This window comes from Microbacterium meiriae, assembly GCF_040702565.1.
GTDB classification, from domain to species: Bacteria; Actinomycetota; Actinomycetes; order Actinomycetales; family Microbacteriaceae; genus Microbacterium; species Microbacterium meiriae.
In genome coordinates this window covers 879,641-896,490 of record NZ_JBFBLJ010000001.1, presented here as the reverse complement: position 1 = coordinate 896,490, position 16,850 = coordinate 879,641, and the positions used below count along the sequence as shown (strand labels likewise).

The following is a 16,850-nucleotide window of genomic DNA, read 5'->3' as shown; positions in this document are numbered from 1 at the left end:
CCCAGCCTAGAGCGGCGGAAGCCCCGGGGATCCCGCCCTCAGGCCTGACAGCGCGGGCACCAGTACAGCTTGCGGGCGCCGATCTCCTCCAGGGCGATCTCGGTCCCGCACACCCGGCACGGTAGGCCGGCGCGGTGGTAGACCCAGTGGCGGTCGTCGCGGCTGGCCATCGCGGCGCGGTACTGCTCAGGAGACAGTCCGTCCATGGTCATCATCTGACCGGTCTCCACACCGATGGCCAGCAGCCGCACCCAGTCGTGCCAGAGCGCCCTGACGACATCCTCCGGGACGTCGCGGCCCGGCGTGTGCGGGTTCAGGCGCTGCCGGTAGAGCATTTCGGCGCGGTACACGTTGCCGATGCCGCTGACGACCGCCTGGTCCATCAGCAGCAGCGCGATCGGGGTCGGCTTCTTCCGCACGGCGCGGACGAACCGCTCCTCGTTCTCCGCCGGATCGCCGACGAGCGGATCGGGGCCGAGCTTGGCCACGGTCGCCAGCATCTCCTCCGGCGTCTGCAGCACGCACGCGGTGGGACCGCGCAGGTCGGCCACGGTGATGTCGGTCATGAGACGGAGACGCACCTGACCCACCACGGGCGGGGGCCATTCGTCGACCTCGTCGGTCAGCCCCTTGGTCTGCTCGGACATCCGCACGTGGACCCTGGCGCGACGCGGAGCCCCGATCGAGGCGAGGGAGTTCTCACCCGCGTCGTCCAGGATCGCCTCGTCGAAAGTGGTGCCGCGCTGATTGGTCTGTCCCATCCGGCCGTTGGCCGACGCGATGGTGGGATCGACGAGGATCTCCCCCGCGAAGTCCCACGCGCCGTAGAGGCCGAGGTGCACACGCAGCCAGAGGTCGCCCTCCGCCTCGAGGAACATCTGCTTGCCGACGGCCTGCACGCTCACGGCCTGGCGCCCGTCGAGCACGGCGGCGCCCTCGGCGAAACGGCCCTGCGGGCTGGACGCGCTCATCGTCTTGCCGACGAAGTTGCGATCGAACTGCCGCGCGATGCGGTGGACGGAATGTCCCTCGGGCATGTCAGGCCCGGGGGTCCGGGAGGAGCGAGCCGTCGCGCTCGAAGTCGGCGATCTGTCCGATGCGCCGGACGTGCCGCTCGTCGCCGGAGAACGGCGTGGCGATGAACCTGTCGATGAACGCCGTGACCTCGTCGTAGGTGTGCTGACGCGCGCCGATGGAGATGACGTTCGCGTCGTTGTGCTCCCGCGCGAGCTCGGCCGTGGAGAGGTTCCAGACGAGCGCCGCGCGGACCCCGGCGACCTTGTTCGCGGCGATCTGCTCGCCGTTGCCCGAGCCGCCGAAGACGATACCGAGCGCCGGCACCCCTGTCGCCTGATCGACGACGACGGCCTGCGCCGCCCGGATGCAGAAGGCCGGGTAGTCGTCGAGCGCGTCGTACTCCACCGGACCATGGTCGATCACCTCGTGCCCCGCGGCGCGGAGATGCTCCTGCAGCCGCGTCGAGAACTCGAGTCCGGCGTGATCGGTGGCGATGTGGATGCGCATGGTCTCCATCCTAGGATCCGGTGTCCGGGACTCAGGGGGCGATGCCGGCCGCCGCGGGCTTGAACCCCGCGCGCACGTTCTCGCAGCACCCGGGACGGCAGACGTCGAACGCGCCGGGCAGATCGGTGACGTGCGGACGCTCCGCGTTCGGGCGACCCTGCAGGCGCTCCTCGATGAGATCGACGATGCCCTCCACGAACGCCTCGCGGACGCCGGGCGTCGGCGTGCGGACGAAGGCGAGGCCCGCCTCCTCCGCGGCCTCGGCGGCCTCGGTGTCGAGATCCCAGAGGACCTCCATGTGGTCGCTCATGAAGCCGACGGGGACCACGATGACCGCCTTACGACCGCGCACCGGGAGCTCCGCGATCACGTCGCAGACATCGGGCTCCAGCCAGGGCTGCGACGCGGGGCCCGAACGGGACTGGTAGACGAGCTCCCAGGGCACATCGGCGGCTCCCGGGATGGCCGCCCGCACCTGCTCCATCGCCCACTCCGACACGGCGAGGTGCTGCGCGGCATAAGCCCCACCCTCGCCCCAGTCGATATCGCGGGCGCCGGAGCGCTCGGCGTCGGCCGTCGGGATGCTGTGCGTGGAGAAGAGGACCTGGATCTCGGTCGGCGCGAAGCCCTGGTCGAGATAGCCCTGCACCGACTCCCGCACGCCCGCCTCGAAGGCCTCGACGAAGCCGGGGTGGTCGTAGAAGGGACGGATCTTGTCGATGGTGACCGTCTCGCCGAGGCCGGTGTCCGTCAGTACGCGAGCGAAGTCCTCGCGGTACTGGCGGCAGCTGGAGAACGAGCTGTACGCGCTCGTGGCGAAGGCGAGGAGGGTGGTGTGACCGTTCGCGGACGCCTCGGGCAGCACGTCCTCCAGGTACGGACCCCAGTTGCGGTTGCCCCAGTACACGGGGAGGTCGATCCCCCGGGCCACGAGCGCCTTCTCCAGCGCGTCCTTGAGCACACGGTTCTGGCCGTTGATCGGGCTCACCCCGCCGAAGTGACGGTAGTGGTGCGCGACCTCCTCCAGACGCTCATCCGGGATGCCCCGACCGCGCGTCACGTTCCGGAGGAAGGGGATCACGTCCTCCTGACCCTCCGGGCCGCCGAAGCTCGCCAAGAGGATGGCGTCGTAGGCGACGGGCGTGGTCACATAGGGGTCGCCGCCGGCAGCGGCGGGCGAGGCAAAGGGAACGACATTCGGCTCGATCGCGGTCACCCCTCCATCTTCCCACCTCCGCGGACGACGAGCGTCCGCACGACCGTGACTATCCCCGGTCCGTGCGGATCGACGGCGCGCGCGTCGCTCTGGCGTAGGCTGTCATGGTTGCCGTCGGCGCCAACTGCGCCGACCCCGGTTACATCCCCTCACCCCTGGGAGTACAGCTTTGCCTGGAGAGAACCTCACCCGAACCGAAGCGCAGGAGCGCCGCGACGTCGTCGACACGCACTCCTATGAGGTCGCCCTCGATCTGACCAAGGGCGCCGAGGTCTTCGGCTCCCGGAGCGTCGTGCGCTTCTCCGCGTCCCCCGACAGCTTCACCTTCATCGACCTCATCGCCCGTGACGTGCGCGAGATCTCGCTCAACGGAGAGCAGCTCGACCCGCGCGAGGTCTTCGCAGACTCCCGGATCGCGCTCGCCGGTCTGCAGGAGGAGAACGTCCTCGTCGTCGACGCCGACTGCCTCTACACGAACACCGGCGAGGGCCTGCACCGCTTCGTCGACCCGGTGGACGGCGAGGTGTACCTCTACTCGCAGTTCGAGGTGCCCGACTCCCGTCGCGTGTTCGCCGTCTTCGAGCAGCCCGACCTCAAGGCCACCTTCCAGTTCACGGTGACCGCTCCCGCGGAGTGGAAGGTCGTCTCCAACTCCCCCACGCCCGAGCCGATCGTCCACGACGACGGCGTCTCGGCCACCTGGGGCTTCGAGCCCACGCCCCGGATCTCTTCCTACATCACGGCTCTCGTCGCAGGACCGTACGAGGCCACCTTCTCGGAGCTCACCAGCGCGTCCGGCCGGGTGATCCCGCTCGGCGTCTACGGCCGCAAGAGCCTCTGGCAGCACCTCGACGCCGACTACATCTTCGACAAGACCCGAGAGGGCTTCGCCTACTTCGAGTCGAAGTTCGGCGTGCCGTACCCGTTCGCCAAGTACGACCAGCTCTTCGTGCCGGAGTTCAACGCCGGCGCCATGGAGAACGCGGGCGCCGTGACGTTCACCGAGACGTACGTCTTCCGCAGCAAGGTCACGGACGCCGTCAAGGAGCGTCGCGTCGTCACGATCCTGCACGAGCTCGCGCACATGTGGTTCGGCGACCTCGTCACCATGAAGTGGTGGAACGACCTCTGGCTGAACGAGTCGTTCGCCGAGTGGGCCTCGACCATCGCGACCGCCGAGGCGACCGAGTGGACCGAAGCCTGGACCACGTTCAACGCCATGGAGAAGACCTGGGCCTACCGCCAGGACCAGCTCCCCTCGACCCACCCGATCGTCGCCGAGATCAACGACCTCGAGGACGTGCAGGTGAACTTCGATGGGATCACCTACGCCAAGGGCGGCTCCGTCCTGAAGCAGCTCGCCGCGTGGGTCGGCATCGAGGCGTTCTTCGCCGGTGTCTCGCAGTACTTCCAGAAGCACTCCTGGGGTAACACCGAGCTCAGCGACCTGCTGTCCGAGCTGGAGGCCACGAGCGGTCGCGACCTCGGCACCTGGTCCAAGAAGTGGCTGGAGACGGCCGGCGTCAACACTCTCGAGCCGGTCGTGGCCGAGGACGACAACGGGAAGATCTCGCGCTTCGCCATCACTCAGACGGCTCCGGCCGATTACCCGACCATCCGTCCGCACCGTCTCGGCATCGGCTTCTACTCGCTGCAGGACGGCGCGCTCACGCGCACCCACCACATCGAGGTGGACGTGGACGGTGACCGCACCGAGGTGCCCGAGCTCCAGGGCCTGGCTCGCCCCGATCTCATCCTCCTCAACGACGACGACCTCGCGTACGCGAAGATCCGCCTCGACGAGAAGTCGCTCGCGACCGCGATCGCCCACCTCGCCGACATCCACGACCCCCTCGCCCGCTCGCTCGTGTGGGGTGCGGCCTGGGACCAGACCCGCGACGCGGAGACGCCCGCATCCGACTACATCGACCTCGTCCTCGGCAACATCGGTCGGGAGACCGAGTCCACCACGGTCCGGACCACGCTCGCGCAGCTGCGGACGGCCGCGACGCTCTACGTCGCTCCGGCGGAGCGCGAAACCGCACGGCTGAAGGTGGCCGACGGTCTCTGGGCGCTCGCCGAGTCGGCGGAGGCCGGCAGCGACAGCCAGCTCCAGTTCGTCACCGCCTTCGCGAACAACCTGGTGACGCCGGAGCACGCCGGCATCGTCGGCCGTCTGCGCTCGGGCGAGGAGACGCTCCCCGGACTCGACGTGGACGCCGACCTGAGCTGGCAGCTCCTCGTCGGCCTTGCGACGATCGGTGCGACCGACGCCGGTGCCATCGACGCCGCGCTGGCCGCCGACAACACGGCCAAGGGCGCGGAGTTCGCCGCGCAGGCGCGCGCGGCTCTTCCGGACGCCGGAGCGAAGCAGCAGGCCTGGGACGCGCTGATCGCGCGCGACGACGCCCCGAACACGATCGTCCGCTCCGCAGCCCTCGGTTTCGTCCACCCGGCGGGTGCCGAGGTGCTCGGTGCCTTCGTGTCGCAGTACTTCGACATGCTCCTGCCGGTGTGGGAGTCGCGGACCTACCAGATCGCCCAGTACCTGGTCGTCGGGCTGTTCCCCACCGCGCTCGCGGACGTCGCCCTGCGCGACGCGACGCGCGGATGGCTCTCCGCGCACCAGGACGCGCCGCCCGCGCTGCGCCGTCTCGTTCTGGAGAACCTCGCGGACGTGGAGCGCGCTCTCGCCGCGCAGTCCCGCGACGCCGAGGACTGACCCTCCGCCACCGACACGACACGGGCCTCTGCCGCCGCTCTTCCAGCCGGCGCAGAGGCCCGCTCGGTACCATCGAGACGATGCTGATTTCCGCCGAGACGACCCCCGCGCCGACGCCCGCCGAACTCCCGCCGTGGGTGCAGGACATGCTCGCCGTGCTGACCACGGTCGGCGGCAAGCTCCTCCAGATCGCGATGATCATCGGCGCCTGCGTCCTCATCGCGCTCGTGCTGCGCCGGGTGATCACCCGCGTCGTGCACCGCATCGTGGACACCGCCAAGAACAAGGCCGCCGTCGACGACACGCAGGCGCTGGAACGCTCCCCGCTCGCGGACATGCGCCTCGTGCAGCGCACCCGAACGCTCGGCACCATCCTGCAGAACATCGTGAACGTGATGCTCGTCATCATCGCGATCATCCTCATCGTCAACGCGATCGACAACGCTCTCCTCGGATCGCTCACCCTCCTCACGGCAGCGGTCGGCGCCGGCCTGGGTTTCGGCGCCCAGAACATCGTCAAGGACGTGCTGAACGGGATCTTCCTCGTCGCCGAGGACCAGATCGGCATCGGAGACGTCGTCGACCTCGGGCTGGCGAGCGGCGTCGTCGAATACGTCAGCGTGCGCGTGACCCAGGTGCGGGACGTGAACGGGACGCTCTGGTACGTCCGCAACGGCGAGGTCACCCGCATCGGGAACATGTCGCAGGGCTGGGCGCGGGCGATCGTCGACATCGGTGTCGCCCCGGATTCCGACCTCGAGCAGGTCGAGCACATCCTTCTGGAGACCGCGCAGGGACTGGCGAAGGACCCGAAGTGGCGCACGCGCATCGTGGAGAAGCCGGAGCTGTGGGGCCTCGAGTCCATCGACGGGGATGCGCTCGTCGTCCGGGCCGTCATCAAGACCAGGGCGAACGCGCGGGACGACGTGGCACAGGAGCTCCGACGCCGCCTCCGGGCCGCTCTGCTGGAGAAGGAGATCGACGTGCCGCGTCTCGCGGACGTCGTGCCCACAGGACTGGAGGGCGCGCGCCGCGTCCGGGGCGCCAACCCGCCGAAGACGCGCCCCAACGCCGTCACCGGGGTGCCCGTCATCCCCGACCGCGGCATCTGGCGACGCAAGAAGAACACCGGCGGCGACGGGAGTGCAGACAAGTGACGTTCTACGACGAGGTCGGCGGCCGCGAGACGTTCGCGAAGATCGTCTCGGTGTTCTATCGCGAGGTCGCCCTCGATCCCGTGCTCAAGCCGATGTACCCGGAGGAAGACCTCGGTCCCGCGGAGGAGCGGCTGCTGCTGTTCCTCGAGCAGTACTGGGGCGGCCCGACCACCTACGGCGAGACCCGAGGGCACCCCCGGCTGCGGATGAGGCACATGCCGTTCCATGTGGATCCCGACGCACGCGATCGTTGGCTCCGTCACATGCGCACGGCTCTCGACGAGGCGCAGTTGTCCCCGTTGCACGAAACCACCCTCTGGGACTACCTGGAGCGCGCCGCCTATGCCATGGTGAACACATTCGAGCCGTCCGGCATCGGCACGGCACCCCAGGGGCGCACGACCCTGGAGACCCGCTCCCGTCAGGAATCAACGGAGAACCCATGACGACCACACCCCCGACCGCAGACGTCCTGGTGATCGGTTGGGGGTTGGCGGGTCTCGTCGCGGCCGCGGAAGCCCTCGAGGCCGGGCGCCGCGTCGTCATCGTCGACTAGGAGCCCCGCACGAACCTCGGCGGGCAGGCGTGGTGGTCCTTCGGCGGGCTGTTCCTCGTGGACTCCCCGGAGCAGCGCCGCCTCGGCATCAGCGACTCGCTCGAGCTCGCGACCCAGGACTGGTTCGGTACCGCGGGATTCGACCGACCCGAGGACGAGTGGCCACGGCGCTGGGCCGAGGCCTATCTGCAGTTCGCGGCCGGCGAGAAGCGCTCGTGGCTCCGTGCCCGCGGCGTCGGCTTCTTCCCGGTGGTCGGGTGGGCCGAGCGGGGCGGCTACGGCGCCCTCGGCCCCGGCAACTCGGTCCCTCGCTTCCACATCACGTGGGGCACCGGGCCGGGGATCGTCGCCCCGTTTGCGGCCGCCGTCGAGCAGGGTGAGCGCGAGGGACGACTCACCGTCCTCGCCAGACACCGCGTCGAGGAGCTCATCCTCACCGACGGACGCGTGACCGGCGCGCGCGGGAGCGTGCTGGCGTCGGATGGTGCCGCACGCGGCATCCCCTCCTCGCGCGAGGTCATCGGCGCCTTCGAGATCGACGCGACGGCGACGATCGTGGCCTCGGGGGGCATCGGCGGAAACCATGACCTCGTCCGCGCGGCCTGGCCCCCGCGCCTCGGCACTCCCCCGGCGCACATGCTCTCCGGCGTGCCCGCCTATGTCGACGGCTCGATGCAGGCCGTGAGCGCCACCGCCGGCGCCCGCCTCATCAACGGCGACCGGATGTGGCACTACGTGGAGGGCATCACGAACTGGAACCCGGTGTGGCCGCAGCACGGCATCCGCATCCTGCCAGGGCCGTCGTCGCTGTGGCTCGACGCGACCGGACACCGGCTCCCCGTTCCGCTCTTCCCCGGCTTCGACACCCTCGGCACGCTCGAGCACCTGCGGCGGACGGGCCACGACCACTCCTGGTTCGTGACCTCGCGGCAGATCGTGGAGAAGGAGTTCGCGCTGTCCGGCAGCGAGCAGAACCCCGACCTCACCGGCAAGGATGTGGCGCTGCTGCTCAAGTCCCGCCTCGCGAAGGGGCCGACGGGACCAGTGCAGTCATTCCTCGACGAGGGCGAGGACTTCATCGTCGAGAACGACCTGGAGTCCTTGCTGGAGCAGATGGCGGCCCACCCCGGGGGCGGGCTCCTGGACATCGAGGCCGTGCGCCGGGAAGTGGTCGCTCGCGATCGCGAGATGGCGAACGACTTCAGCAAGGATGCGCAGATCGGCATGCTGCGCTCGATGCGGGCCTATCGCGGGGACAAGCTCATCCGCACCGCGGCGCCGCACCGGCTGCAGGATCCCTCCGCAGGACCGCTGATCGCGGTCAAGCTGCACGTGCTGACCAGGAAGTCCCTCGGCGGGATCAACACGGATCTCGACGGTCGTGCCCTGGACGGAGGCGGCGCACCGATTCCTGGCCTCTTCGCCGCCGGTGAGGCCAGCGGCTTCGGCGGCGGGGGCGCGCACGGCTACCGCGCCCTGGAGGGGACATTCCTCGGCGGGTGCCTGTTCTCCGGCCGTCAGGCGGGACGCGCGGCGGCTGCCCTCGGCTGAACCGGCACTGTTCCCCTGGTCCTGCCTGCGGTCACGTCAGGCGGTGGAGCCGGTGGCCCGCACCCCCGTCAGTCCGGTGGCGACGGGGCCCCGTGCGAGGACGTGGCCGCGGCGGAACGCGAGCCGCGTCCAGCGGCCGGACCGCGTGACGGTCACGTCCTCTTCACCGGAGATGAAGCCCAGCGCGTCCGCGGCGAACGCCACGCCCCGCGGCAATCCGCCGAGGTCGTCGTCCGGCTCGCCCCAGATGGCCGCGCGAAGCGCGCGCACGGCCTCCTCACCCGACCCCGGTCCCGCACCGTGGGCGACCGCGGAGATGCCCCACTGTGCGCGCTGCGCGATGATGGAGGCGGGCAGGACGGACTCCGCGAGCCAGCCCTGCCGCGGGGGCGCGACGCCGGCCCATGCGGGCGAGAGGGCGGTCTCGGGCAGCCCGAGGCGCTGCGGGTCGTCCGTCGGGCTCAGGGCGTCGATCACGAGGTCGCACTCGAGCTCCGGATCGGCACGGACGATGCGCATGGCGAGGATCGTCGGCGTCTGGTCGAAGAGCCCCTGAGGTGCGAGGACCGCCGTCGTGAGCGCCAGGACGCCGTGATGGGCCTGCAGGCGAACCCCTTCGTCAGACACCCGGGCCGCGCGGCCCGTGAACGTGAGGACATCCTTCGCCGTGTCCGGATCGGCGAGCAGGAGCTGAGGGGTCACGCGTTCTAAACTACCAACGAGCGGCGACCCGGGGCCGCGGAGGGGAACACATGAGCGCCGACGAGCACGCCATCCAGACCGTGGAGCGTCTTCTCGACGTCCTCGACCTCGACGCCACCCAGGCGCGGACCACCGAGGACATCTTCACCGGTTCGTCGCACCCGATGCCGAGCGGCCGCATCTACGGCGGTCAGGTGCTCGCGCAGACCCTCGTGGCCGCGGAGCGCACGCTGCCGGAGGACCGGGCCGTCCACTCGATGCACGGGTACTTCCTCCGCCCCGGCGACGCGAGCCAGGGCATCACCATCGCCGTCGACCGCATCCACGACGGCCGCTCGTTCTCCACCCGTCGGACTCAGGCATACCAGAACGGCGTCCCGATCTTCTCGATGATCGCCTCGTTCCAGGACGCCGACCCCGGAGTGGAGCACGCCGAGCCCATGCCCGCCGGTATCCATGTCCCCGAGGACCTCGTCCCCGATGAGGACCGGGTGCCGGGCCTCGCCGGCGGTGCACGGCGCATGCTGAGCGAGCGCGCCGCGGACATCCGCCACGTCGACTCCCCGCTCTATCTGCCGAACGATGATGAGAGGGTTCCGCGGCAGGCGGTGTGGATGCGGCTGCGTGCCCCGCTCCCCGACGACCAGCGGCTGCATCGGGCCGCGCTCGCCTACCTCAGCGACATGACGATCCAGGAGTCGATCCTGCGCGCTCACGGAGTGTCATGGTCGCTGCCCGGGTTGAAGGTCGCGAGCCTGGACCACGCGATGTGGTGGCATCGTCCGGCCCGCGTGGACGAATGGCTCCTCTACGTGCAGGAGTCGCCGAGCGCCCGGGGCGGTCGCGGTCTGGCCACGGGGCGGGTGTACACCCGTGAGGGCGCGCTGGTCGCGAGCGTCGCGCAGGAGATCATGATCCGCGTCCCGGAGGATCGCTGACCTGCGCTCAGCGGTGGGCGTACTCGATGGAGGGGCCGACGTACGGCTCCCATGCCTCGCGCATCTCCGCGGTCAGCCGCGTCGGCCGCCCGGTCCCCGCGTCGACGAGCACGATGACGGCCGTGGACCGCGCGTAGAGTTCACGCGGCTCGGCGGCCGGGTCGTTGTGCACCTCGTAGCAGACCTCGACGCTCGATCCACCGAGCTTCCCGAACCACATCTGCACCTCCAACGGGCGGCGCTGATACGGCACCGGAGCGAGGTACTCGATCTCCTGCCGCGCGATGAGCGTGAGGATGCCTTCCTCGATCCCGGAGTCGAGGACGGCCGTGGACGGCGCCTGCTCGCCGGGTCCCGCCCGCCAGAACGCGCGGACGCGCGCCTCCTCGAGCAGCTTCAGCATCGAGGTGTTGTTGACGTGGTTGAACGCATCCAGATCGCCCCAGCGGAGCTGGATCGGGATGTGCAGGCGGGAACCCGGCGAGTCGGTGCTCATGACCGGCTCAGTCGCGCGTGAGCTTGCGGTGGGTCGAGCGGTGGGGCTTGGCCGCGTCCGGCCCGAGGCGCTCGATCTTGTTCTGCTCGTAAGCCTCGAAGTTGCCCTCGAACCAGTACCACTGGTCGGGCTTCTCGTCCGTGCCCTCGTAGGCGAGGATGTGCGTCGCGATCCGGTCGAGGAACCACCGGTCGTGGGTGATGACCACGGCGCAGCCGGGGAACTCGAGCAGCGCGTTCTCCAGGGAGCTCAGGGTCTCGACGTCGAGGTCGTTGGTCGGCTCGTCGAGGAGGAGCAGGTTGCCGCCCTCCTTGAGGGTGAGCGCGAGGTTCAGACGGTTGCGCTCACCACCGGAGAGCACGCCGGCCTTCTTCTGCTGGTCCGGACCCTTGAACCCGAACTTGGACACGTAGGCACGGGACGGGATCTCGGTCTTGCCGACCGTGATGAAGTCGAGTCCGTCGGACACGACCTCCCACAGGGTCTTGTTCGGGTCGATCGACGAACGCGACTGGTCGACGTAGCTGATCTTGACGGTCTCGCCGATCTTCAGGTCTCCGCCGTCCAGGGGCTCGAGACCGACGATGGTCTTGAACAGGGTCGTCTTTCCGACGCCGTTCGGACCGATGACGCCGACGATGCCGTTCGGCGGGAGGCTGAAGCTCAGGCCGTCGATGAGCGAGCGCCCGTCGAAGCCCTTCTTGAGGTTCTTCGCCTCGATGACCACGTTGCCGAGTCGAGGACCGGCAGGGATCTGGATCTCCTCGAAGTCCAGCTTCCTCGTCCGCTCCGCCTCGGCCGCCATCTCCTCGTACCGGGCCAAACGGGCCTTCGACTTGGTCTGGCGGCCCTTCGCGCTGGAGCGGACCCAGTCGAGCTCGTCCTTGAGGCGCTTCGCGAGCTTGGCGTCCTTCTTGCCCTGGATGTCGAGGCGCTCGGCCTTCTTCTCCAGGTACGTCGAGTAGTTGCCCTCGTAGCCGATGAGGCGGCCGCGGTCGACCTCGGCGATCCACTCGGCCACGTGGTCGAGGAAGTACCGGTCGTGGGTGATCGCGATCACGGCGCCCTTGTACGACTGGAGGTGCTGCTCGAGCCAGAGCACGCTCTCGGCGTCGAGGTGGTTGGTGGGCTCGTCGAGGAGCAGCAGGTCGGGCTTCTGCAGCAGCAGCTTGGCCAGCGCCACACGGCGCTTCTCGCCACCGGAGAGCGGAGCGATGGCCGCGTCGCCGGGCGGGGTGCGCAGGGCGTCCATCGCCTGCTCGAGCTGGGAATCGAGGTCCCAGCCGTCCGCCGCGTCGATCTCCTCCTGCAGCGTGCCCATCTCCGCGAGCAGCGCGTCGAAGTCGGCGTCCGGGTCGGCCATCAGCGCGGAGATCTCGTTGAACCGGTCGACCTTGGCCTTGATGGCGATGCCGTCCTGGATGTTCTCCAGGACCGTCTTCGACTCGTCGAGCTCGGGCTCCTGCATGAGGATGCCCACGGAGTAGCCCGGCGAGAGCTTGGCCTCACCGTTGGAGGGCGTGTCGAGCCCCGCCATGATCTTGAGGATCGTCGACTTTCCGGCGCCGTTGGGGCCGACCATGCCGATCTTCGCGCCCGGCAGGAACGCCATCGTGACGTCGTCCAGGATGAGCTTCTCACCCACCGCCTTGCGGGCACGAACCATGGAGTAGATGTACTCAGCCACCGAAAACCGCTCCTTCTGTTGGCGTCGAAGATCGACACTCCAGCCTACCGGCCGTGAGCGGGCTTATCTGTGTACGCGGGTCACCAGTCGATCGGCCGCGTCACGCCCACGAGACAGCGCCCGCCGGCGAGCTGTGGCATGACGGTGGTCACGACGGCGCCGGTGGAGGGCCCGACCTGCCCGATCAGGCACTCCTCCTCGCCCCAGCGGACCGAGAACTGGATGCTCTCCGCCGGGTTCCCGACCGTGGACTGGTCCGGCGTGAGCTGCATGGCGTCCCGATCGAATCCCGCCGCGACGAGACCGTCGACGTATGCCCGCCCCTCCGCACGCTGCTCCGTGCCCCACACCTGTTCGGCCACTGCGGTGAACACGGGAAGGTTGTCTGCGGCGCTCCCGCCCGGCACCAGAGCAGGCGCGGCCGGCGGTGTCGGCGTGGCACTGGCCGTCCCGGTCGGGGTCGGCGTCACCTCCGGCTCCGGGGCGCATCCGGCGAGGACGGCTGCCGAGAGACCGGCGACGAGCACGAGCGCCGCAGCGCGGGAGTTCAGGACCGATCGGAGCACGAGCAGAGTCTAGGCCGCCTCGCCCTCCGCCGGCTGCTCCCACGCATCGCGCCCTTCCTCATCGGTCGTCGGGACGTCCCCGCTCACCTCCACATCCGTGGGAGACGGACGGGTGCTCGGTCGGTACGCGGTGGTCCCCCACCGCAGATCGTGTCCGATCGTGTCGGCGTCGATGTCGACGCTCGTCCCCTGCTTGCCATTGCTCTCCCACGGTCGTACGCGCAGTCGTCCCGAGACGATGACGCTGTCGCCGACCCTGAGCGATGCGCGCGCATGCTCCGCGAGCTGGCGGAAGGCGGCGATCGAGAACCAGTTGGTCCCCGCATCCACCCACGAGCCGCTCGCTGCGTCGAAGCGCCGGTGCGTGCTCGCCAGCCGGAAGTTCGTGACGGGCACCCCCGCACTCGTCCGCCCCGGGGTGGGCTCCGTCGCGACTCTCCCCACGATGGTCACGGTGTCGATCATGCGTTCGTCCTCTCGCTGCCGGCTCAGCGGCCGGATGCCCTCCAGCGTGCACCTCGCGGAGCAGGTTGCAGGGGCACGATCGCGCGATCTGTGGACGGGCTAAGGCAACCGTCATCCGTGCAGAAGAAGCCAGGTCACCGCCGGATACCGAGGCGCGGGCCAATGTCGGTGGTCGGTCGTATGTTCGAACCATGGAAGGAGAGACCATGACCGCCACCACCACCGCTTCGATCCCTGCTCCCGGAATCCCCCTCGTGGCCCCGCCGCTCGCGTCCCGGCGAGAGCACCTCGTCCGTGCCGCCGATCACCTGTGGCGCGTACAGGACAGCCGCGAGCACGTCCTCGGCCACCTGCGCGTGGTGGCCGATCCTCTCGGCCTCCGGTACCGGGCGGAGCGGCTCCATCTGGCGACGGGTGACTTCCGGCTGATCGGCGAGTTCTGGCGCGCGGACGACGCCGTCGACGCGCTGCGACACTGCTGACCTCCGGTCGACGTGACCGGCGATCACTGGCGCCCCCGGCAGGATTCGAACCTGCGACCAAGAGATTAGAAGGCTCCTGCTCTATCCCCTGAGCTACGGAGGCGGACATCTCTACCGTACCGCGCTCCCCCGGCGGATGTCGGGGCCGTCGATAGGATGGCGACATGGTGACTGCTTCCGAGAACGACCGCCTCGTCTGGATCGACTGTGAGATGACGGGACTCGATCTCGCCATCGATGAACTGGTCGAGATCGCGGTGGTGGTCACCGACTTCGAGCTGCGTCCGCTCGACCCCGGCTTCCAGGTCGTCATCCGTCCGAGCGCGGACGCCCTCGCGCACATGAACGACTTCGTCACCGCGATGCACGAGACCTCCGGGCTCATCGAGGAGATCCCGCAGGGGATCAGCCTCGAGGAGGCGGAGGAACAGACGCTGGCCTACATCCGCCGCTTCGTCCCGCTGGAGCGCCGCGCGCCTCTCGCCGGCAACACGATCGGCACCGACCGGATGTTCCTCGCGAAGTACATGCCACAGGTCGACCAGTGGCTGCACTACCGGAACGTCGACGTCTCCAGCATCAAGGAGCTTTCCCGCCGCTGGTACCCGCGGGTGTTCTTCCAGGCACCTGCCAAGGACGGCGGGCACCGCGCGCTGGCGGACATCCTCGAGTCGATCCGCGAGCTGCGTTACTACCGCGAAGCCGTCTTCGTCGACGAACCGGGACCTTCCAGCGATGATGCGAAGGAGATCGCCGCCCGCACGGTGTCGGAGTTCACCTCGAACATGTAATAGACTCGTGGGGTTGCCTGTTTCGGCGGGCGCATGGTGGGTATAGCTCAGCTGGTAGAGCGCCTGGTTGTGGTCCAGGAGGTCGCGGGTTCAAGCCCCGTTACTCACCCCAGCTCGAAGAGGCTCGGACCGTTCGGTCCGAGCCTCTTCGCCTTTCGGCCGGTCCGGCCCCGTGGTCGCGCGGCCCTAGACTGTCCTGGTGTCACTGGCGGTCTGGTTCTCCCTTCTCACCGCATCCGTGGTGATCAGCTTCACGCCGGGAGCCGGCGCGATCAACACGATGTCCAACTCCCTCACCCAGGGCTGGAAGCGCTCGATCTGGGGCATCATCGGCCAACAGATCGCGCTCATCGTCCATGTGGTGATCGTCGCCGCTGGAGTCGGGCTCCTCGTCTCACGCTCGGATCTCCTGTTCAACGTCATCCGGTACGCCGGCGCCGCCTACCTCGTCTACCTCGGGATCCGGTTGATCCTGACCCGGCCCGCGCCGGCACTCGACGACGCGCCGGATCCTGTGGACGCCCGGGAGAGCCACTGGTCGATGATGCGCCGCGGGTTCTGGGTGAACCTGCTGAACCCGAAGGCGATCGTGTTCTTCCTCGCGTTCATCCCGCAGTTCATCCGACTGGACCAGCCACCGCTCCCCCAGTACCTGGCACTCGTCGCGACGGTCGTGGTCGTCGACGTCCTGGTGATGTGGGGGTTCTTCGCCACGGCGGCGCGTCCCTTCCGGCGTCTCACGCGCTCCCCGCAGGGACAGCGGATCCTCAATACGGTGTTCGGAACCCTCTTCATCGGCGTGGCAGCCCTCCTCGTCCTTCTGCACTGAGCACCCGGCCGTCGCCGTAGGCTGGAGGCGATGGACATGGACGCCGCGGCCTTCGAGGCCCTCGTGATCGACGAGCTCGACCAGCTGCCTGACGAGATGGTCGAGCAGCTCGAGAACGTCGTCTTCGTCGTGGAGGACCGTCCGGAGGACGGCGGTCTCGACCTGCTCGGCCTCTACGACGGCCTGGCGCTGACGGAGCGCACGCAATACGGGATGGGCGAGCTGCCCGACCGCATCATCGTCTACCGGGAGCCGCACCTCGCACAGTGCGACGACATCGACCAACTCCGTGACGAGATTCACACCACGCTCGTCCATGAGATCGCGCACTTCCACGGCATCGACGACGCGCAGTTGCATGAGCTCGGGTGGGCATGATCATGTCGACCGCTCTTCCCGAGGTCGAGGAGACCACAGACCTGTTCGCTGCTCCGCTGGAGCCCTGGGAGGTCGTCGTATGGAACGACCCCGTGAATCTGATGAGCTACGTCGTGCGCGTCTTCCGCACCTACTTCGGCTACACGACCGAACACGCCACCCGCCTCATGCTCGCCGTTCATCACGACGGCCACGCGATCGTCGCCACCGGCCCGCGAGAGACCATGGAGGTGCACGCTCAGGCGATGCACGACTACGGACTCTGGGCGACCGTCAGGAAGGCCGCATGAACACCACGCCGATCACCGTCTCCGTCGCCACGATCGAGGGGATGCACCTGGCCCGACTCGTCGATGACTTCATGGAGGTGCTGCGGGACTCCGAACAGGACGACCCGGGGGTGGCCCGGCTGACCCCGAACGCCTACCCGGACGACGACGATGCGTCGGCCGCATTCGCCTCCGCCACGCGCGCGGACCTCCTCGACCGGCGGTTGCACGACGCCCGCACGGTTCGCGCATCGCTGCAGATGTTCGACCCCGACGCCGAGGTGACCGATGCCGATGCCCGGATCCCTCGCGATGTCGTGGTGCGCCGTGACCACGTGGACGCCTGGCTGCGCACCCTCACCGCCATCCGCCTCGTGATCGCGACGCGCCTCGGCATCACCGACGACGAGCCCGACGTCGGGGGCGATGGCCAAGCGGTGTACGGCTGGCTGGGATACCGCCTCGAACTCCTCATCGAAGCCGTGGACGAGAGCGACGCCGACGCCCTCCGCTGAGTGAGC

18 protein-coding genes, 2 tRNA genes and 1 pseudogene are annotated in these 16,850 nt (G+C 69.1%); 12 read left to right on the top strand and 9 right to left on the bottom strand.

The annotated features are described in order from the left end of the window. Window positions 1–38 precede the first annotated feature (38 nt). Genes AB0310_RS04320 through AB0310_RS04310 form a run of 3 tightly spaced genes read right to left on the bottom strand, consistent with a single transcriptional unit; the run spans window position 39 to window position 2,740 of the window. Window positions 39–1,037 (bottom strand): Fpg/Nei family DNA glycosylase, encoded by a 999-nt coding sequence (locus AB0310_RS04320; RefSeq protein ID WP_259951554.1) that lies wholly within the window; start codon window positions 1,035–1,037, stop codon window positions 39–41. A 1-nt stretch (window position 1,038) separates the two neighbouring features. Next, the gene (locus AB0310_RS04315) at window positions 1,039–1,524 is read right to left on the bottom strand and encodes a ribose-5-phosphate isomerase (protein ID WP_136052822.1); all 486 of its coding nucleotides are present in this window, start codon (window positions 1,522–1,524) and stop codon (window positions 1,039–1,041) included. Between the two features lie 31 nt (window positions 1,525–1,555). After that, window positions 1,556–2,740: a ferrochelatase gene (locus AB0310_RS04310; RefSeq protein WP_315636898.1), complete on the bottom strand. Its 1,185-nt coding sequence runs from the start codon at window positions 2,738–2,740 to the stop codon at window positions 1,556–1,558. Window positions 2,741–2,909: 169 nt separating this feature from the next. Here AB0310_RS04310 and pepN point away from each other — a divergent pair, with 169 nt between their 5' ends. The 4 genes and pseudogenes from pepN (at window position 2,910) to AB0310_RS04290 (ending at window position 8,726) form a co-directional block, all read left to right on the top strand. Next, window positions 2,910–5,462, top strand: a complete 2,553-nt coding sequence (gene pepN / locus AB0310_RS04305) for an aminopeptidase N (RefSeq protein WP_366236646.1) — start codon at window positions 2,910–2,912, stop codon at window positions 5,460–5,462. An 80-nt stretch (window positions 5,463–5,542) separates the two neighbouring features. Then, window positions 5,543–6,619 carry a mechanosensitive ion channel family protein gene (locus AB0310_RS04300; RefSeq protein WP_259951557.1) on the top strand — a complete coding sequence of 359 codons (1,077 nt, stop codon included), beginning with the start codon at window positions 5,543–5,545 and terminating at the stop codon, window positions 6,617–6,619. After that, window positions 6,616–7,065, top strand: a complete 450-nt coding sequence (locus AB0310_RS04295) for a globin (protein WP_259951558.1) — start codon at window positions 6,616–6,618, stop codon at window positions 7,063–7,065. Before AB0310_RS04300 ends, AB0310_RS04295 begins: the two co-directional genes overlap by 4 nt. Further along, window positions 7,062–8,726 (top strand): annotated as a pseudogene (locus AB0310_RS04290) (FAD-binding dehydrogenase). Before AB0310_RS04295 ends, AB0310_RS04290 begins: the two are co-directional and overlap by 4 nt. A gap of 36 nt (window positions 8,727–8,762) precedes the next feature. Here the strand turns inward: AB0310_RS04290 and AB0310_RS04285 are convergent. Further along, entirely contained in the window at window positions 8,763–9,428 is a 666-nt protein-coding gene (locus tag AB0310_RS04285; protein WP_259951560.1) for a DUF8185 domain-containing protein, read from the bottom strand. Between the two features lie 50 nt (window positions 9,429–9,478). Between AB0310_RS04285 and AB0310_RS04280 the strand changes: the two genes are divergently transcribed. Then, the gene (locus tag AB0310_RS04280; RefSeq protein WP_366236645.1) at window positions 9,479–10,366 is read left to right on the top strand and encodes an acyl-CoA thioesterase; all 888 of its coding nucleotides are present in this window, start codon (window positions 9,479–9,481) and stop codon (window positions 10,364–10,366) included. 7 nt (window positions 10,367–10,373) lie between these two features. On the opposite strand, the gene AB0310_RS04275 is transcribed toward AB0310_RS04280, so the two are convergent. From AB0310_RS04275 to AB0310_RS04260, 4 genes are all read right to left on the bottom strand, one after another. Then, complete coding sequence (locus AB0310_RS04275) at window positions 10,374–10,862, bottom strand: acyl-CoA thioesterase (RefSeq protein WP_187664025.1); 489 nt, start codon at window positions 10,860–10,862, stop codon at window positions 10,374–10,376. A gap of 7 nt (window positions 10,863–10,869) precedes the next feature. Beyond that, a complete protein-coding gene (gene ettA / locus AB0310_RS04270) occupies window positions 10,870–12,549 on the bottom strand; it encodes an energy-dependent translational throttle protein EttA (RefSeq protein ID WP_025103391.1) in 1,680 nt (559 codons plus the stop codon). A gap of 80 nt (window positions 12,550–12,629) precedes the next feature. After that, a complete protein-coding gene (locus AB0310_RS04265) occupies window positions 12,630–13,115 on the bottom strand; it encodes a DUF6993 domain-containing protein (protein WP_259951562.1) in 486 nt (161 codons plus the stop codon). 9 nt (window positions 13,116–13,124) lie between these two features. Then, window positions 13,125–13,580, bottom strand: coding sequence for a single-stranded DNA-binding protein (locus AB0310_RS04260; RefSeq protein WP_187664024.1), 456 nt, complete (start codon window positions 13,578–13,580; stop codon window positions 13,125–13,127). 206 nt (window positions 13,581–13,786) lie between these two features. Between AB0310_RS04260 and AB0310_RS04255 the strand changes: the two genes are divergently transcribed. Beyond that, entirely contained in the window at window positions 13,787–14,062 is a 276-nt protein-coding gene (locus tag AB0310_RS04255) for a hypothetical protein (protein ID WP_292795213.1), read from the top strand. 27 nt (window positions 14,063–14,089) lie between these two features. Here the strand turns inward: AB0310_RS04255 and AB0310_RS04250 are convergent. Continuing rightward, window positions 14,090–14,165 (bottom strand) — tRNA-Arg (locus AB0310_RS04250). A gap of 61 nt (window positions 14,166–14,226) precedes the next feature. Here AB0310_RS04250 and orn point away from each other — a divergent pair. The 6 genes from orn (at window position 14,227) to AB0310_RS04220 (ending at window position 16,844) form a co-directional block, all read left to right on the top strand. Then, a complete protein-coding gene (gene orn / locus AB0310_RS04245) occupies window positions 14,227–14,853 on the top strand; it encodes an oligoribonuclease (protein WP_187664022.1) in 627 nt (208 codons plus the stop codon). Window positions 14,854–14,889: 36 nt separating this feature from the next. Next, window positions 14,890–14,965, top strand: a tRNA-His gene (locus AB0310_RS04240). Window positions 14,966–15,052: 87 nt separating this feature from the next. Further along, a complete protein-coding gene (locus tag AB0310_RS04235; RefSeq protein WP_187664021.1) occupies window positions 15,053–15,682 on the top strand; it encodes a LysE family transporter in 630 nt (209 codons plus the stop codon). A gap of 30 nt (window positions 15,683–15,712) precedes the next feature. Then, window positions 15,713–16,060, top strand: coding sequence for a metallopeptidase family protein (locus tag AB0310_RS04230; protein ID WP_187664020.1), 348 nt, complete (start codon window positions 15,713–15,715; stop codon window positions 16,058–16,060). Between the two features lie 2 nt (window positions 16,061–16,062). Beyond that, window positions 16,063–16,350 carry an ATP-dependent Clp protease adapter ClpS gene (gene clpS, locus AB0310_RS04225; RefSeq protein WP_232089236.1) on the top strand — a complete coding sequence of 96 codons (288 nt, stop codon included), beginning with the start codon at window positions 16,063–16,065 and terminating at the stop codon, window positions 16,348–16,350. Continuing rightward, on the top strand, window positions 16,347–16,844 hold the full coding sequence (locus AB0310_RS04220; RefSeq protein WP_366236644.1) for a DUF2017 family protein: 498 nt from the start codon (window positions 16,347–16,349) through the stop codon (window positions 16,842–16,844). Before clpS ends, AB0310_RS04220 begins: the two co-directional genes overlap by 4 nt. The last annotated feature ends 6 nt before the right edge of the window (window positions 16,845–16,850 follow it).

Excerpts from the sequence above, each read along its gene's own strand:
- AB0310_RS04255 (WP_292795213.1), top strand. The coding sequence starts at position 13,787 with ATGACCGCCACCACCACCGCTTCGATCCCTGCTCCCGGAATCCCCCTC.
- AB0310_RS04260 (WP_187664024.1), bottom strand. The coding sequence starts at position 13,580 with ATGATCGACACCGTGACCATCGTGGGGAGAGTCGCGACGGAGCCCACC.
- AB0310_RS04300 (WP_259951557.1), top strand. The coding sequence starts at position 5,543 with ATGCTGATTTCCGCCGAGACGACCCCCGCGCCGACGCCCGCCGAACTC.
- AB0310_RS04320 (WP_259951554.1), bottom strand. The coding sequence starts at position 1,037 with ATGCCCGAGGGACATTCCGTCCACCGCATCGCGCGGCAGTTCGATCGC.
- AB0310_RS04315 (WP_136052822.1), bottom strand. The coding sequence starts at position 1,524 with ATGCGCATCCACATCGCCACCGATCACGCCGGACTCGAGTTCTCGACG.
- orn (WP_187664022.1), top strand. The coding sequence starts at position 14,227 with ATGGTGACTGCTTCCGAGAACGACCGCCTCGTCTGGATCGACTGTGAG.
- AB0310_RS04230 (WP_187664020.1), top strand. The coding sequence starts at position 15,713 with ATGGACATGGACGCCGCGGCCTTCGAGGCCCTCGTGATCGACGAGCTC.
- clpS (WP_232089236.1), top strand. The coding sequence starts at position 16,063 with ATGTCGACCGCTCTTCCCGAGGTCGAGGAGACCACAGACCTGTTCGCT.
- AB0310_RS04275 (WP_187664025.1), bottom strand. The coding sequence starts at position 10,862 with ATGAGCACCGACTCGCCGGGTTCCCGCCTGCACATCCCGATCCAGCTC.
- AB0310_RS04220 (WP_366236644.1), top strand. The coding sequence starts at position 16,347 with ATGAACACCACGCCGATCACCGTCTCCGTCGCCACGATCGAGGGGATG.
- AB0310_RS04280 (WP_366236645.1), top strand. The coding sequence starts at position 9,479 with ATGAGCGCCGACGAGCACGCCATCCAGACCGTGGAGCGTCTTCTCGAC.